This window comes from Rhodococcus sp. ACPA1 (assembly GCF_002300195.1).
Taxonomy (GTDB): domain Bacteria; phylum Actinomycetota; class Actinomycetes; order Mycobacteriales; family Mycobacteriaceae; genus Rhodococcus_F; species Rhodococcus_F opacus.
Window position 1 is genome coordinate 384724 of the sequence record NZ_NSDX01000005.1, and the last position, 15416, is coordinate 400139.

Consider the following 15416-nt stretch of genomic DNA (forward strand, 5'->3'; position numbering starts at 1 on the left):
CCATGAAGCGCGAACGTAATCCCGTACAGGTGGGAATCATCGGTGTCGCCATCGCGAGCATGATCGTGATCGCCACCCTGCAATACGATCAGCTGCAATTCCTTTCGGGCGGAACGCAGTACTCCGCCTACTTCGAGGACGCGGGTGGGCTGATGACCGGCGACACGGTGACGCTCGCAGGCGTCGACGTCGGGAAGGTCGCCGAGGTCGAACTCGACGGTCAACACGTGCTCGTCACGTTCACGATCCAGGACGGCGTCGCCCTCGGCGACGCCACCGAAGCGAACATCAAGACGAACACCGTCCTCGGGCGCAAGTCTCTGGCCGTCACCCCGCTCGGGTACGACACGATGCCGGTGGGCTCGACGATTCCGTTGGAGCGCACCAACTCTCCGTACTCTCTCAACGACGCGCTCGGCGATCTGTCGACGACCGTGTCCGAACTCGACACCGACGAGGTCAACAACGCGTTGAACGCGATGTCCGGCGCTCTCGAGAACACACCGCCCGAGTTGCGCACCGCACTGGACGGCCTGTCCCGCTTGTCGGAGAGCATCAATTCGCGGGACGAGACTCTGCGACAGCTGCTCTCGCGTGCCGAGAACGTGACGGGAATCCTCGCCGAGCGCAGCGGGCAGATCAACTCGCTGATCGTCGACGGGAACCAGCTGTTCGGCGAGCTCGACCGTCGCCGTACGGCGATCAGCCAGCTGATCGTGAACATCTCCGCGGTGTCCCGGCAGCTCACGGGACTGGTCCAGGACAACGAGGAGCAGATGAAACCGACGCTCGACAAGCTGAACTCGGTGGTCGACATCCTGCAGCGGAACAAGGACAACATCTCGCAGGCTCTCGACGGCCTCGCGCCGTACGCCACTCAGCTCGGCGAGTCGGTCGGTAGCGGTCCGTTCTTCATGGCGTACGTCTACAACATCGGCATCGGCAACCTGTTCCAGGGGCTCAGCGACGCGGTGACCTGGCCGGAGCATCTCCCCAACGACCTCCAGGCCTACCTGCAGACAGGTCCGTCCATCGAGCTGAGGGAACCGCCGCGATGACGACGAACCCCGAAATCACCAACACGCGGAAGAAGTGGCTGATCCGCGGCGGCGTCGCCGCGGTCGTGGTGGTGCTGATCGTCGGCGCCGCAGTGATGTTCGTGCCCAAACTCTTCCAGAACACGATCACCGCGTACTTCCCGGCGACCACCGGGCTGTATTCGGGTGACGACGTCCGCGTCCTCGGTGTGAAGGTGGGGACGATCGATTCGATCGAGCCCGGCGCCGACTTCGCGCGGGTCACGATGAACGTGAAGAAGAGCGTCGAGATTCCGGCCGACGCGAAGGCCGTCATCGTCGCACCCAGCCTGGTGTCGGGACGGTTCGTCCAGCTGACACCCGTGTACGCGGGTGGGCCGACGATGGGCGACGGTGCGAGCATCCCCGTGGAGCGCACCGCCGTCCCGGTGGAGTGGGACGAGATCAAGACCGAGCTGAACAAGCTGTCGGAGGCGCTCGGACCGCAGGGCGCGGACCCGCAGGGCTCGCTCGGCACGTTCATCGACACCGCCGCCGACAATCTCGACGGCAACGGAGAGTCGTTGCGGAACACGCTGCGGGAATTGTCGGAGACCATGCGGACCCTGTCCGACGGCCGGACCGACCTGTTCTCCACCATCCGCAACCTGCAGACATTCGTGGCGGCTCTGTCGTCGAGTAACGAGCAGATCGTCCAGTTCGAGGGCAGGCTCGCTTCGGTGTCGAACATGCTCGCCACCAACTCCGACGAACTCGGAACCGCGCTGAACGATCTCGACATCGCGCTCGGCGACGTCAACCGGTTCGTCGTGGAGAACCGGGCAAGTCTCAGCGAACAGGTCGGCCGCCTGGCCGACGCCACCCAGGTGCTCGCCGACAAGAGGCCGCAGATCGAGCAGGTGCTCCACGTCGCGCCCACGGCGCTGGCCAACTTCAGCAACATCTACAAGCCGGCGCAGGGATCACTGGTCGGTGCAGTCGCGATGGCGAACTTCGGGAACCCCGTGAACTTCATGTGCGGTGCCATCCAGAGCCTGCAGGCCAACGAGGCGAACCGGAGCGCGGACCTGTGTACCCAGTACCTGTCGCCGGTCCTGAACTCGCTGACGGCGAACTACCTGCCCATCCTCACCAACCCGACGACGGGTGTGAACGCATTCCCCGACCAGATCGAATTCACCCCGCCGAGTCTCGAGGCCTCCGTACCTCCGCGGTCCGCGCCGCCGATGACCGGGACCCTCGCCGGGATGCCGACCGTCGCCGTGCCCAAGGACCTGAACGATCTGTTGCAGCCGGGAGGTGGGCGATGACGAAGCACACACGGGTGCGTCGCGGCGCCATCGCGGCCGTGGCGATCACGTTGTCCCTCACCCTGACCGGGTGCGAGTGGGAAGGGCTGAACTCGCTTCCCCTGCCGGGCACCGATGGGCAGGGCGACGACGCCTACACGGTCGAGATCCAGATGCCCAATGTCACGACGCTGTCGCAGAACTCGCCGGTCCGCGTGAACGACGTGACGGTGGGTTCGGTGACGGGCATCGACGTGCAGGACTGGCACGCGCTGGTCACCGTCTCGATCAACGGCGACGTCCAACTGCCCGCCAACGCGACCGCCAAGATCGGCCAGACCAGCCTCCTCGGCTCGCAGCACCTCGAACTGGCTCCGCCGACCGACACCGAGCCCGAGGGCAGGCTCGAGGACGGCGACGTGATCCCCATCGAGCGGGCGGGCGCCTACCCGACCACCGAGCAGACGTTGTCGTCACTGTCGGTGGTGCTCAACGGTGGCGGCATCGCCCAGATCCACGACATCACCCAGGAACTCAACGCCGCACTGGGTGGCCGGGAGGACTCGATCCGGGATCTTCTCCCGCAGCTCGACCAGCTCGTCACGAGCCTGGATCAGCAGCGCGGAGACATCATCGGCGCGATGGAGGGACTCGACCGGTTGGCGGGTACCGTCAACGAGCAGAAGGCCACCCTGGACGCGGCGCTGGACGGCATCCCGCCCGCGCTGGAAGTGCTCGTCACCCAACGGCAGAACCTCACCACCGCACTGGTCGAGGTGGGCAAGCTCAGTGACACCGCTTCCCGGCTCGTGGAGAGCAGCGGCGAGGAACTGAAAGCGAACCTGGCAAACCTGACACCGGTGCTGCGTGAACTCGCCAACTCGGGAAGCGCGCTGACCGAGGTGCTGACCCTGATGCTCACGTACCCCTTCCCGATGAAGACGATGGACAAGGCGATTCAGGGCGATTACGCGAACCTCATGATGACGGTCGACATGACCAACGAACGCGTGGACAACAACTTCCTGACCGGAACCGGCCTCGGCGGATCGCTCGGCGGCGTCGAGGGCGCCGTGGGATCGCTCGCCGGGGTGGCCGGGCAGTCGGGCGATCCGCTGCAGGCACCCCTGCAGCCGGCTCCGAAGCCGGCACCCGCACCGCCGGTGATTCCGGGTCTTCCGCAGATACCCGGACTGCCGCAGATACCGGGCCTTCCGCCGCAATTGGGAGGGGCGCCGACACCATGAGAATGACGAGATTCGTTCGCATTCAGCTGATCATCTTCTCGATTCTCACTGTCATCGGGCTCGTGGTGATGTCGATCCAGTACGTGAAGGTGCCGGTGCTGTTCGGCGTCGGGCGCTACGAGGTGAGTGTCCGACTGCCGTCCACCGGTGGGCTCTACTCGCACGCCAATGTCGCCTATCGAGGCACCAACATCGGTGTCGTCGAGAACGTGACGCTCACCGGCGACGGTGTGGAAGCGAAGATGTCGCTCGACAGTGACTACAAGATTCCGGCCGACGTCGACGCGGCAGTCAAGAGCGTGTCGGCGGTCGGCGAGCAGTACGTCGATCTGATCCCCCGGGATGGCGCCGCCGAGGCCGACGGCCCGTACCTGGCGAACGGCGACGTGATCCCGTTGGATCGTGCCACCATTCCGCAGGACGTCGGCGAGATGCTCGACCAGGCCGACGAACTGCTCGCGAGCATTTCGGACACCAGGTTGCAGACGGTGATCGACGAGGCGTTCACGGCGTTCAACGGATCGGGCCCCGACCTGCAGCGGCTCATCGACTCGGCCCGGTTGTTCGTCGAGGAAGCCGACGCGAACAGCGACGCGACGAAGGCCCTGATCGACCAGGTCGGCCCACTGCTCGACACCCAGACGGTCAGCAGCGACGCCATCCGGTCGTGGACCCAGGACCTGGTGACGTTCACCGACCAGTTGCGGGCGAGCGACCCGAGCCTGCGGTCGGTGCTGGAGAAGGGCCCGGGAACGGCGCAGGAGGCCACCCAGCTTTTCCAGGACCTGCAGCCGACACTGCCGATTCTGCTGCGGAACCTGGTGAGCGTCGGACAGGTCGGGGTGATCTACAACAAGAGCATCGAGCAGGTTCTGGTCATCTACCCGCCCCTGACCGCGGCGCTCGTGACGGCGGCGACGGGCGGGCCGGTGGAGGACGGCGCGATCGTCGACTTCGCGCTGCAACTGCACGACCCGCCGGCCTGCACGACGGGATTCCTGCCCCCGGAGCAACGCCGGTCGGGAGATCAGACCGACCCGATCGCGACACCGAACGACTTGTACTGCAAGGCCGCTCCGGACGACCCGGCCGTGGTGCGTGGCGCGCGGAACCTGCCGTGCATGGAGTTCCCGGGACGTCGCGCGCCGACGGTCGAGGCGTGCCGCGAGGGCTGGGAGGCATCGGGCAACAACCCGCCGTACGGGCCGATCATGCCGCCGGATGTACCCTCGTACACAGCCGTTCCGAGTTCCTACGAAGGCGCCGCGGGTGCACCGGTCGCGGCCGTGCCCTACGACCCGGCCACCGGTAGCTTCATTGGTTCGGATGGAAAGACGTACACCCAACCGGATCTGGCGGTGCAGGGAAAGGACTCGACGTGGCAGACGATGATGACAGGTCAGCAGATTTGAGTTCCAGCACAGACGAGCGCGCAACAGACTCCGCGGAGCAGGCGACCGAGCAGACACCCGCGGCGAAGGACCGGAGCAGGCGAAGGGCCGTCCGGCACGCGGGCCCGCCGGTAGGGGAGACCGAGGCCCCGAAGCCGGTGGTCCTCGCCAAGCCGGTGGACGCGAACGCCGCGCCCGAGGCGGAGAAGGTCTCGAAAACGAAGGCCGCGTCCCAGGACGCTCGGCCGCTCGACGCACCGAAGCAGCGTCGTCCCCTGAAGTCGTTGCTCGCGTGGGGCGTTACCGCGGTGGTCGTCGTCGCACTGGTTGTCGCGGCGGTGGTGCTGCTGCTCGCCCAACAGTCCGCACGGGAACGGGACGATCGCCGTCAGGCCTTCGTCGACACAGCCCGGCAGACGGTGCTCAACCTGACGACCATCCATCCCGAGACCGCAAAGGAAGACGTCGACCGGATCATCGCCGGCGCGTCGGGTCAGTTCCTCGAAGAGTTCCAGGGCCGTGAGGATCCGTTCGTCGGTGTCGTCCAGGACGCGAACGTGACCACCGAGGGCGAGGTCGTCGAGGCGGGCGTGGAGAACGGGAGCGAGACGTCGATCTCGGCGAACGTGCTCGTGGCAGCGCGGACGATGGTGAGCAGCAAGGAACAGCCGGACCCCTCGCCGCGAGACTTCCGGATGCGGGTGACGATCAGCGACGTCGACGGCAAGTTGACCGCATCGAAGGTGGAGTTCGTCCCATGAGCGAGAACAACGAAGGCAAGCGAAAGTTCGCGATCACCAAGCAGGCAGCGCTGAAGATCGCGGCCGCGGTCGTGGTGGTTGCGCTCGCCGTCGGAGTGGGCTTCCTCTGGTACGGCCACCGGCAGGATCAACTCTCGGAGCAGGCGCGCATCGACGCCGTCGACGCCGCGGGCAAGCAGGCGGTCGCGATGCTGGCGTATGACTTCGCCGACGTCGACAACCAGTTGGCTGCTGCCGCAGACGGACTCACCGGTTCGTTCCGCGACGACTACACCACACTCGTGCAGGAAACCATCGCGCCGGGCGCCAAGGAGAAGCAACTCACCGTGCAGGTGTCGGTGCAGGCCGCGGCGCCCGTGTCGACGACACCCGACGAGGCGGTGGTGCTGCTGTACCTCAACCAGACGACGACGAGCGCGGACGCCCCCGACGCCCGAACGTCGGGCAGTCGCGTGCGGGTGTCGCTGCAGAAGGTCGACGACCGCTGGCTCGTCGATCAGCTGACCCCGGTGTAGGGGTGCCGGATCCCACGCCGACCGTGGCGGAACTCCTTGCTGCCGTGGGCCGTTCACCGTCCGCGGTCGCGGTGCACGACCGCGCCGCGTGGGTTGGACTCTTCTCGGACGGCGCTCGGGTCAACGACCCGGTGGGCTCGCGGCCACACGTCGGTACGGCGGCGATCGAACGGTTCTACGACACGTTCATCGCCCCCAACTCGATCACATTCCAAGTGAAGCGGGACGTGGTGTGCGGGATGTCCGTGGTCCGCGACCTCGACCTCGAGACCCGGATGTCGACGGGAGTGGTGCTGACGGTGCCGATGCACCTGCGCTACGACCTCGTGGCGGAGTCGGGTGTCGTGGCCGTCGATGCGTTGTATGCGCACTGGGAACTGCCCGTGATGATCGCCCAACTGGCCAGGGCGGGGTGGCGGGGCGCGGCCGCGTCGGTGAAGCTGGCGCCGCAACTTCTCTCGAATCAGGGCGTACTCGGTGCAACAGGTTTCATGCGGGGGCTGCGAACAGTGGGGCGTCCGGGTAGGAATGCCGCCACCGGATTTCTGGTCGCCGTCCGGCGTCGGGACACGGCCGCGATGTCGGAGAGGCTTGCTCCCGGTGCGGTTCTCGAGCTGTCGCCGGGTACCCCGCTCTCGCTCGCTCAGTTCGCGGAAAGTCTCGGTGAACTGCAGTGGAGCAAGATGATCGTGGCGGGGCGCGCCGTGACCGCATCCGTGCGCGCGGCCGCGTGGGAGGGTGTGGCCCTCCTGGAGTTCGCGCACCGATCTCACGAGATCTCACGAGTGCGAATGTTCGTCGAGGCGGTCACCCCCTTCACAAAATGAAACAAGTTCTAGTACTGTCGGGGTCCACTGGCCGATTGCCGACGCACGACGCTGCGTTGCGGGGCCACAACCGAACGGGGAGTCGTCGATGAAGGTTGCAGTAACCGGCGCCGCGGGATTCGTGGGCAACAATCTGCTGAATCTGTTGGTCGAGGCGGGGCACGAGGTGACCGCAATCGACCGCGTGCGTTCCCGGTACGCACCCGAATACGGGGTCACGTGGGTGAACGCCGACGTGCTCGACGTCGAATCCATGAAGCGGGCGCTGGACGGCACCGAGGTGGTCTACCACCTGGTCGCGATGATCACCCTCGCCCAGAAGGACGACCTGGCCTGGGCCGTCAACACCAAGGGCGTCCGGACCGTCGCCGAAGCCGCTCTCGCCGTGGGTGTTCGGCGGATGGTGCATTGCAGTTCCGTGCACTCCTTCGATCAGAGCAGTTGCGGCGGAACGCTCGACGAGAACTCGCCTCGATCCGTCGACGCGTCGATCCCGGTGTACGACAGGTCCAAATGGGCGGGCGAGATCGAACTCCGCGAGGTGGTCCAGGCCGGGCTCGACGCGGTGATCTGCAATCCCACCGGGGTGTACGGGCCCGTCGACTACGGACTGTCGCGAGTGAACGCGTTGCTGCGCAACGCCGCTCGCGGCCGCGTTCCCGCGGCAGTGCAGGGCGGTTTCGACTTCGTGGACGTCCGCGACGTCGCCGCCGGACTGATCGCCGCCGGGGAGAAGGGCCGGACCGGTGAGAACTACCTGATCTCGGGGCACATGCTCGGCATGCACGATGCCGTGAGGAGGGCTGCGCGTGCGGCGGGTCGTCGGGGGCCGCTGTACTCGTTCCCACTCAGCGTCATCGAACGCCTGCTGCCGATCGCCGAACCCATCGGGACCCGGTTCGGCTCCGACGTGCTGTCGCGGTCGGCGATGGCGGCGCTGCTCGCGGCGCCCGTCATCGACGGCACCAAGGCGCGGTCCGAACTCGGCTACGTTCCGCGTCCCGCCGACGAGACGATCCGCGACTTCGTCGCCTTCCTGGTGACGTCCGGTCAGCTGAGCCGGGGCGGTCAGTTCTCCCCGGTCGCGTCCTCGTTGTAGTCGGACTCGGAAGCCTCGGCGGGAGCGATCAGTGCCGGGCCGGCGGCGCCCCCGTGAGCGAGGGCGTCGAGGAAGGACCTGGCCCACCGGTCGACGTCGTGTGCGAGGACCTGCCTGCGCAGGGCACGCATGTGGCGTCGGCCGTCCTCCTTCGGCTGCTCGAGGGCCTGCTCCATCGCGTCCTTGACGCTGTCGAGATCGTGCGGATTGCACAGGAACGCCTGACGCAGTTCGGCGGCCGCGCCGGTGAACTCGCTGAGCAGCAGCGCGCCGCCGAGATCACTGCGGCACGCCACGTACTCCTTGGCGACGAGGTTCATGCCGTCACGCAGCGGAGTCACCAGCATCACGTCGGCGGCGACGAAGAAGGCGATCAGCTCCTCGCGGGGGATCGGCCGGTGCAGGTAATGCACCACCGGCCGGCCGACCTCGCTGTACTCGCCGTTGATCCGCGACACCTTGCGTTCGATGTCGTCGCGCATCTGCACGTAGCTGTCGACTCGCTCGCGGCTCGGCGTCGCCAGCTGCACCATCACCGTGTCGGCGGGATCGATGCGCTGCTCGTCGAGCAGTTCGTGCAGCGCGGCGAGGCGGACGTCGATGCCCTTCGTGTAATCGAGGCGGTCGACACCGAGCATGATGTGTTTGGGATTGCCCAGTTCCTTGCGGATCTTCTTGGCGCGGTCCCGGATCGACTTGGACCGGGACTGTTCGTCCAGCTGCCCCGAGTCGATGGAGATCGGGAACGCGCCGACGCGGACCGTGCGGAACCCCACCTGCACGACGCCCAGCTTGGAGCGGACGCCGACGTTGCCGCGGGAGGTCTGCTGACCGGCGAGTTTGCGGGCCAGGTAGAGGAAGTTCTGGGCACCGCCCGGCAGGTGGAACCCGATCAGGTCGGCGCCCAGCAGACCCTCGATGATCTCGGTGCGCCACGGCATCTGCATGAACAGTTCCACCGGCGGGAACGGAATGTGCAGGAAGAACCCGATGGTGAGGTCGGGGCGGAGCATGCGCAGCATCTTCGGAACGAGCTGCAGCTGATAGTCCTGGATCCACACCGTGGCGCCGTGTGCGGCCGCCTTCGACGTGGCCTCCGCGAAACGCCGGTTGACCTCGACGTAGGCGTTCCACCAGTCGCGGTTGTACTCGGGCTTGACGATGACGTCGTGGTAGAGCGGCCACAGGGTTGCGTTGGAGAAGCCCTCGTAGTAGTCGGCGATCTCCGCGGCGCTCAGCGGAACGGGGTAGAGCTCGAGATCGTCCTCGACGACGGGATCGAGCTCGGCGTCCGCAACCCCCGCCCAGCCGACCCATGCGCCCTTGTTGCGGCGCAGGATCGGCTCGAGCGCGGTGACGAGGCCACCGGGGCTGCGCTTCCAGCGCGTGGTGCCGTCCGGAAGGCGTTCGAGGTCGACGGGGAGTCGGTTCGCGACGACGACGAAGTCGGCTTGCCCGGAAACAGGATCAGAAGTCGAGCGTGATGACGATGCTGACGATTCCGAACTGGCAGCCACGGGCTTCCTTCGCAGTCGAAGTGGATGAAATTCTCAGTCGAGCTTGGTGGTGGGTCCGATTCCGAGCATGGAGAGCAGCATCCTGCACTCGTCGGCATCTTCGGCGTATGCAGCGACAACGCGCTGCGCCTGGCGGGCGGTCTCGTCGGCTAGGGGTTCGAGATCCTCGTCCGCGATGTCGTTTTCGGCGGTCGTCTTCGCGGCCATCTTTGTCCTCTCGGGCTTGCTGCTGCGTCACGCGCAGTAGTTCGTATCGGCGACTCTATGAGAACCGGGCATGTCAACGCTAGTTGCCCATCGATTAGGGTTCATCTAGTTAGGGTCTGCTTACTTGGTTGGTGGGTGGGGAAGCGTCGGCGTTGGGAGTTACGCGCGTGAAGACTGGTGGCACCGCAATTCTGCGTCGCACGCTGGTGCGGAATCGTGTTCGGCTGGGGATCGGCACCGTGCTCGTCTGCCTGCATCAGGTGGCGGAGACGCTGGTCCCGATCTCGATCGGCGTGATCGTCGACCGGGCCGTCGCTACCGGGGACGTGTTCGCTCTCGCGGCGTGGCTGTGCGCCCTGGCGCTGCTGTTCCTGGTGCTCACCGCGGCGTGGCGTTTCGGTGCCCGGTTCATCGTCGTGGCGATGCAGAACGAGGCGCACCAGCTGCGGATGGAGGTGGCGCACCGCATCCTCGACCCGCGGGGAGTGCGCACCGACCTGCGTGCCGGTGAACTGCTGTCGGTGTCGACGTCGGACGCCGACCGCGCGGCCTGGATCGCGGACATCACACCGCGGGCCGCGGCGGCCCTCACCGCGGCGATCGGATCCGCCGTCGCCCTCCTGCTGATCGACGTGCCGCTCGGACTCGCCGTTCTGATCGGCACCCCCGTCATCCTCGGTCTCCTCCAGCTCGCGGCGCCGCTGATCACCCGCCGGGCCACCGATCAGCAGGCCGCCGTCGCGCGCGCGTCGGCCATGGCCACCGACCTCGTCAGCGGGCTCCGCCCCCTGCGCGGGATCGGCGCCGAGGTGTCGGCGTCGCGGCGATACCGGACGGCCAGCCGCGAGGCGCTCGGCGCCACCCTGCACACGGCGAAGAGTTCCGCCGTGTTCGCTGGGGTCTCGATGACCGTCAGCGCCCTCCTCGCCGTCGGTGTCGCGGGTGTCGCAGGCTGGTTCGCCCTCGAGGGGCGCATCACCATCGGCGAGCTGATCACCGTCGTCGGACTGTCCCAGTTCTTCATCGAACCGCTCGGCGTCCTGGCCGGTCTGCCCGGGTTCCTCGCCCTCGCCCGCGCGTCGGCGGACCGCCTCGCCCTGGTCCTCGATGCGGAACCTCTGCTGCCCGCCGGATCGGGCCGGACACTCGACGGCAGCGAGCTCAGCCTGACCGGGGTGTCCTACCGGTCCCTGAGCGCGGTGGACCTCCAGGTCACCCCCGGCGAACTGCTCGGGGTCGTCGCGTACCGCCCGCAGGACGCGGAGGCGCTGGCCGCGCTGCTGTCCGGGCAGGTTCCCCCCGACCGGTACGACGGCGAACTGACGGTGGGCGGAGTGCGGCTGTCGGACGCGGATCTCGCGCAGGCCCGCCGGGCGCTGCTCGTCGAACCGCACAACGGCGACCTGTTCTCCGGAACCGTCGCGTCGAACGTGACCGCAGGCAGGCCCGGCGCGACGGCGGCCGAGGTGCAGGCGGCGCTGTCCGCGTCCGCGGCGGTGGACGTCGTCGAAGCACACCCCGAGGGGCTCGACCATGAGGTCGCCGACCGCGGGTCCTCGCTGTCCGGGGGTCAGCGGCAGCGGGTCGCCCTCGCACGTGCACTGGTGGCGCAGTCGCCGGTGATGGTGCTGCACGATCCGACGACCGCCGTGGACGCGGTCACCGAACACACGATCGCGGGCGGCATCGCGGACCTGCGGCATCGCGGCTCCGCGGACGGGCAGACGACGATCCTCATCACGAGCAGCCCCGCGCTGCTGTCCGTGACCGACCGCGTCGTCGTCCTCGACGACGGAACGGTGGTCGGCGAGGGCACACACTCGCAATTGGCGACCGAGAACGCGAACTACCGTCAGGCGGTCCTGCGATGAGTGAACTGCTGCCCATCGCGAACGCACGCGACACGTGGGCGTGGCTGAAGTCCGAACTGGGACACCGCCGCGGCCGGAGCGTCTTCACCCTGCTGGTCGCCGCCGTCGCGGCGGGCATGGCGCTGGTTCCCGTCTACGTCTTCGGCGTCCTCGTCGACCGGGTGCAGGACGGTGCGCCGCCGTCCACCATCGGGTGGGTGGTCGCGGTGATCGCATCCGCCGCGGTGATCGGCGGCGTGTGTGCCGGGTTCGCGTCGTTCCTGATCCGCAGTCTCGGCGAGGGAATCCTGGCGGATCTGCGCGAGCGCACCGTCGACCGGGCGCTCCGGCTGCCGATCCAGACGGTCGAACGCGTCGGCAAGGGCGACCTGCTGTCGCGGGTCGGCGACGACGTCGCGGTGATCGGCAAGGCCGTCACCGATGTGGTCCCCAACCTCGTCACGGCTGTCCTGCTGGTGGTGCTCAGCATGGTCACGATGCTCGGCATCGACTGGCGGCTCGGGCTCGCGGGCATGGTGGCGCTGCCGATGTATGCACTGGCGATGCGCTGGTACCTGCCGCGGTCCGCGCCGGTGTACGCCGCCGAGCGTGTCGCGATGGGGGAGCGTTCGCAGGCCCTGATCAGCAGCATGCAGGGCGCCCGGACGGTGCGCGCCTACGGTCTGGAAGACAGCCATCTGGCGCAGATCAACGGTGCGTCGGAGAAGGCCCGCGACCTGTCCGTCGGCGTCTTCGCACTGTTCACCCGGTTCGCGGGACGCGGCAACCGGGCCGAGTTCGTGGGGCTCGCCACCATCCTCGCCGCTGGATTCGCGCTGGTGAACGCCGACATCGTCACCGTCGGGCAGACCACCACCGCGGCACTGCTCTTCCACCGGGTGTTCAATCCGATCGGCATGCTGATGTACACGTTCGACGAGGTGCAGTCGGCGGGAGCGAGCCTGGCACGGCTCGTCGGCGTCGTCGACCTCGACGACGAGTCGAGCACCGGGAGTGCCGCCGTCCGGGAGTCCGCGGATTCGACGCTCGAACTCGCCGACGTGCGACACACCTACGACGGCAGCCACGAAGTGGTGCACGCCATCAGCCTGCAGGTGAAGTCCGGTGAACGCGTCGCACTCGTCGGCTCGACCGGGGCGGGCAAGACGACGGTCGCGGCGATCGCGGCCGGCTCGATCGTCCCGACGTCCGGCTCGGTGCGCATCGGCGGCACCGCGCTGCCGGACCTGGCGCCGGGTGGTCTCCGTCGCCGGGTCGCCATCGTCAGCCAGGAGGTCCACGTGTTCGCCGGACCACTGATCGACGACCTTCGGCTCGCCGCACCCGACGCCTCCGAGGAGGACGCGGCGATGGCACTGAAAGCCGTCGGCGCCGACGGCTGGGTGAACGCCCTGGACGACGGCGTTCAGACCGTGGTCGGGGAGGGCGGCCACGAGCTGACCGCCGCCCAGGCACAGCAATTGGCTCTGGCGCGGCTGGTCCTCGCGAACCCGGCGGTCGCGATCCTGGACGAGGCGACGGCCGAAGCGGGCAGCGCGGGTGCGCGGGAACTCGAGGCGTCGGCCGAGGCGGCGACCCGTGGTCGCACGACGCTGGTGGTGGCCCACCGGTTGACACAGGCGGCCGCCGCCGATCGGGTCGTCGTCCTCGAACACGGCCGGATCGTCGAGCAGGGTCCGCACGCCGATCTCGTCGCGGCCGGCGGACGCTACGCCGAACTCTGGTCGGCGTGGGAGGGTCGGTAGGGCGTTCCGCCCCGTGCGCCTTTGTGGTAGCCCCCGCTACCAGAAAGGCGCACGGGCGTCAGCTGAGGTAGCCGCCGCCGTGGGGGAAGAATTCGGTTCCGGCGAGTTCGGTGCCGTCGTCGAGTCGGACGCGCTGGATCTTGAGACCCTTGTTCCGACCCGTGCGAGCGTCGGGTCCGGCGACGATGACCATTCCGTCGCCTTCGTGGATGAAGACACGCCCGGGCGTTCCACCGTAATTTCCTTCGGACACGGCGGCCTTCAGAACCCGGACACGCTGTCCCTTGTAATGGGTGAAGGCGTTCGGGTACGGGTCGGACTGCGCGCGGACGAGCCGTTCGATCGCGTCGGCGGGCCACGTCCAGTCGATGAGGCTGTCCTCGGGGGCGCGCTTGTGGAAGAACGTGGCCTGCGAGCGGTCCTGCGGTATCCAGTCCGTGCGACCGGACGCGATCAGCTCGAGTGCGTCGAGGGTGATCGGGCCGATCATGTCGACGGTGCGGTGGAACAGATCGGTGACGGTGTCCGTCGGCCCGACGGGCGTCGACCTCTGCAAAACGATGTCGCCGGCGTCGAGTTCCTCGTCCATCAGGTGCGCGGTGAGGCCTACTTCTTCCTCACCGTTGATGAGCGCCCAGATGAGCGGGGAGAATCCTGTGTACTTGGGCAGGAGCGAGTCGTGAATGTTGAGGGTGCCGTAGCGGGGAGAGTCGAAGACGTCCCGTGGCAGCCAGGTGCGCCAGTTGTTGGCGACGACGATGTCGGGGTCGGCCTGCTTCAGTGCGGCCTTGAAGTTTTCGTCCGGCTTGGTGGCGATGTGCACGGGCACCCCGTGCTCGGTGGCCAGGTCGGCGACGGAGTCCGCCCACATCTGTTCGTAGACGTGGTCGCTCTTGGGGTGGGTGATCGCGAGGACGACCTCATGGTCGGACTGGAGCAGGGCCTGCAGGGTACGGTGACCCCAGGTTTGATATCCGAGTGTGGCGACTCTCAACGCGGTCCTCCTGGACGAGCTTGTCGGTCAGCGCCGCATGCGAGCGGCAGCGAAGCCAGCTTAGGCTATCCAATCTAATTCGGTGAGACCGCCCATGGAAGGAAGGCAACATGACGATCGCCACGATCAACGGGATCCCCCTGAATTACCAGGTCAAGGGATCCGGCGATTTAGTGGTGCTCATCATGGGAACCGGAAGCCCGGGACGGGTGTGGGATCTGCATCAGACCCCTGCACTCATCGACGCCGGTTACCGCGTCTGCACGTTCGACAACCGTGGCATCGCGCCGTCCGGTGAGAGCCTCGGCGGGATCACCATGGACGATCTCGTCGCCGACACCGCGGGACTGATCGAGCACCTCGGCGGCGGACCGGCGCGCGTCGTCGGCACCTCGATGGGTGCCCGCGTCGCACAGGAACTGGCCCTGACCCGGCCCGACCTCGTGCACAAGGCGGCGTTCCTCGCCGGTCACGCCCGCATGGACTACTTCCAGCAGACCCTCACCGAAGGCGAGCGCGCCCTGCACGACAGTGGTGTCGAACTCCCGGCCAAGTACCGGGCCGCGGTGACTGCCGTAATGAATCTGTCGCCCGCCTCGCTCGTCGACCCGCACACGGCCCGCGACTGGCTCGACCTGTTCGAGTTCAGCGGCGGCCGAACGTCGGACGGCGTGCGCGCGCAGATGGAGATGGACCGCAGTTTCGACCGCAGGCAGGCCTACCGGGCGATCACGACACCGTGCCTGTCCATCGGTTTCGCCGACGACAGGATGATTCCGCCGTATCTGTCGCGTGAGGTGGCCGAGGCCATCCCGTCGGCGCGGTACTACGAGATCCCCGACGTGGGGCACTACGGCTACCTCGAACAGCCCGAAGTGGTGAACAAGGTGCTGCTCGAGTTCCTCGCCAACTGACA

Annotated in this window: 14 protein-coding genes; 11 read left to right on the top strand and 3 right to left on the bottom strand. The window is 67.5% G+C overall.

Annotated elements, in window-relative coordinates:
* The first annotated feature begins 2 nt into the window (after positions 1 to 2).
* From CJ177_RS26215 to CJ177_RS26250, 8 genes are all read left to right on the top strand, one after another.
* The gene (locus CJ177_RS26215) at positions 3 to 1058 is read left to right on the top strand and encodes an MCE family protein (RefSeq protein ID WP_005244534.1); all 1056 of its coding nucleotides are present in this window, start codon (positions 3 to 5) and stop codon (positions 1056 to 1058) included.
* Positions 1055 to 2347, top strand: coding sequence for an MCE family protein (locus CJ177_RS26220; RefSeq protein WP_005244533.1), 1293 nt, complete (start codon positions 1055 to 1057; stop codon positions 2345 to 2347). Before CJ177_RS26215 ends, CJ177_RS26220 begins: the two co-directional genes overlap by 4 nt.
* Positions 2344 to 3573 carry an MCE family protein gene (locus CJ177_RS26225; RefSeq protein ID WP_095868978.1) on the top strand — a complete coding sequence of 410 codons (1230 nt, stop codon included), beginning with the start codon at positions 2344 to 2346 and terminating at the stop codon, positions 3571 to 3573. The genes CJ177_RS26220 and CJ177_RS26225 overlap by 4 nt, the downstream gene beginning before the upstream one ends.
* Positions 3570 to 4985, top strand: coding sequence for an MCE family protein (locus CJ177_RS26230; protein ID WP_005244531.1), 1416 nt, complete (start codon positions 3570 to 3572; stop codon positions 4983 to 4985). The genes CJ177_RS26225 and CJ177_RS26230 overlap by 4 nt, the downstream gene beginning before the upstream one ends.
* Positions 4982 to 5725, top strand: coding sequence for a hypothetical protein (locus tag CJ177_RS26235; RefSeq protein ID WP_025431833.1), 744 nt, complete (start codon positions 4982 to 4984; stop codon positions 5723 to 5725). The genes CJ177_RS26230 and CJ177_RS26235 overlap by 4 nt, the downstream gene beginning before the upstream one ends.
* On the top strand, positions 5722 to 6240 hold the full coding sequence (locus tag CJ177_RS26240) for a hypothetical protein (RefSeq protein ID WP_005244529.1): 519 nt from the start codon (positions 5722 to 5724) through the stop codon (positions 6238 to 6240). The genes CJ177_RS26235 and CJ177_RS26240 overlap by 4 nt, the downstream gene beginning before the upstream one ends.
* A gap of 2 nt (positions 6241 to 6242) precedes the next feature.
* The gene (locus CJ177_RS26245) at positions 6243 to 7067 is read left to right on the top strand and encodes a nuclear transport factor 2 family protein (RefSeq protein ID WP_095868979.1); all 825 of its coding nucleotides are present in this window, start codon (positions 6243 to 6245) and stop codon (positions 7065 to 7067) included.
* Positions 7068 to 7155: 88 nt separating this feature from the next.
* Positions 7156 to 8166: an NAD-dependent epimerase/dehydratase family protein gene (locus tag CJ177_RS26250; RefSeq protein WP_095868980.1), complete on the top strand. Its 1011-nt coding sequence runs from the start codon at positions 7156 to 7158 to the stop codon at positions 8164 to 8166.
* Here CJ177_RS26250 and CJ177_RS26255 read toward each other — a convergent pair.
* The gene (locus tag CJ177_RS26255) at positions 8136 to 9683 is read right to left on the bottom strand and encodes a trehalose-6-phosphate synthase (RefSeq protein WP_005244526.1); all 1548 of its coding nucleotides are present in this window, start codon (positions 9681 to 9683) and stop codon (positions 8136 to 8138) included. The genes CJ177_RS26250 and CJ177_RS26255 overlap by 31 nt on opposite strands.
* Positions 9684 to 9716: 33 nt before the next feature.
* Positions 9717 to 9890, bottom strand: coding sequence for a hypothetical protein (locus CJ177_RS47455; RefSeq protein ID WP_005244525.1), 174 nt, complete (start codon positions 9888 to 9890; stop codon positions 9717 to 9719).
* A 167-nt stretch (positions 9891 to 10057) separates the two neighbouring features.
* Between CJ177_RS47455 and CJ177_RS26260 the strand changes: the two genes are divergently transcribed.
* Positions 10058 to 11761: an ABC transporter ATP-binding protein gene (locus CJ177_RS26260; RefSeq protein WP_061042253.1), complete on the top strand. Its 1704-nt coding sequence runs from the start codon at positions 10058 to 10060 to the stop codon at positions 11759 to 11761.
* On the top strand, positions 11758 to 13506 hold the full coding sequence (locus CJ177_RS26265) for an ABC transporter ATP-binding protein (protein ID WP_095868981.1): 1749 nt from the start codon (positions 11758 to 11760) through the stop codon (positions 13504 to 13506). The genes CJ177_RS26260 and CJ177_RS26265 overlap by 4 nt, the downstream gene beginning before the upstream one ends.
* A 58-nt stretch (positions 13507 to 13564) precedes the next feature.
* On the opposite strand, the gene CJ177_RS26270 is transcribed toward CJ177_RS26265, so the two are convergent.
* Positions 13565 to 14500, bottom strand: coding sequence for a methionyl-tRNA formyltransferase (locus tag CJ177_RS26270; RefSeq protein ID WP_005244522.1), 936 nt, complete (start codon positions 14498 to 14500; stop codon positions 13565 to 13567).
* Positions 14501 to 14610: 110 nt separating this feature from the next.
* Here CJ177_RS26270 and CJ177_RS26275 point away from each other — a divergent pair, with 110 nt between their 5' ends.
* Positions 14611 to 15414: an alpha/beta fold hydrolase gene (locus CJ177_RS26275; RefSeq protein ID WP_005244521.1), complete on the top strand. Its 804-nt coding sequence runs from the start codon at positions 14611 to 14613 to the stop codon at positions 15412 to 15414.
* Positions 15415 to 15416: the final 2 nt, after the last annotated feature.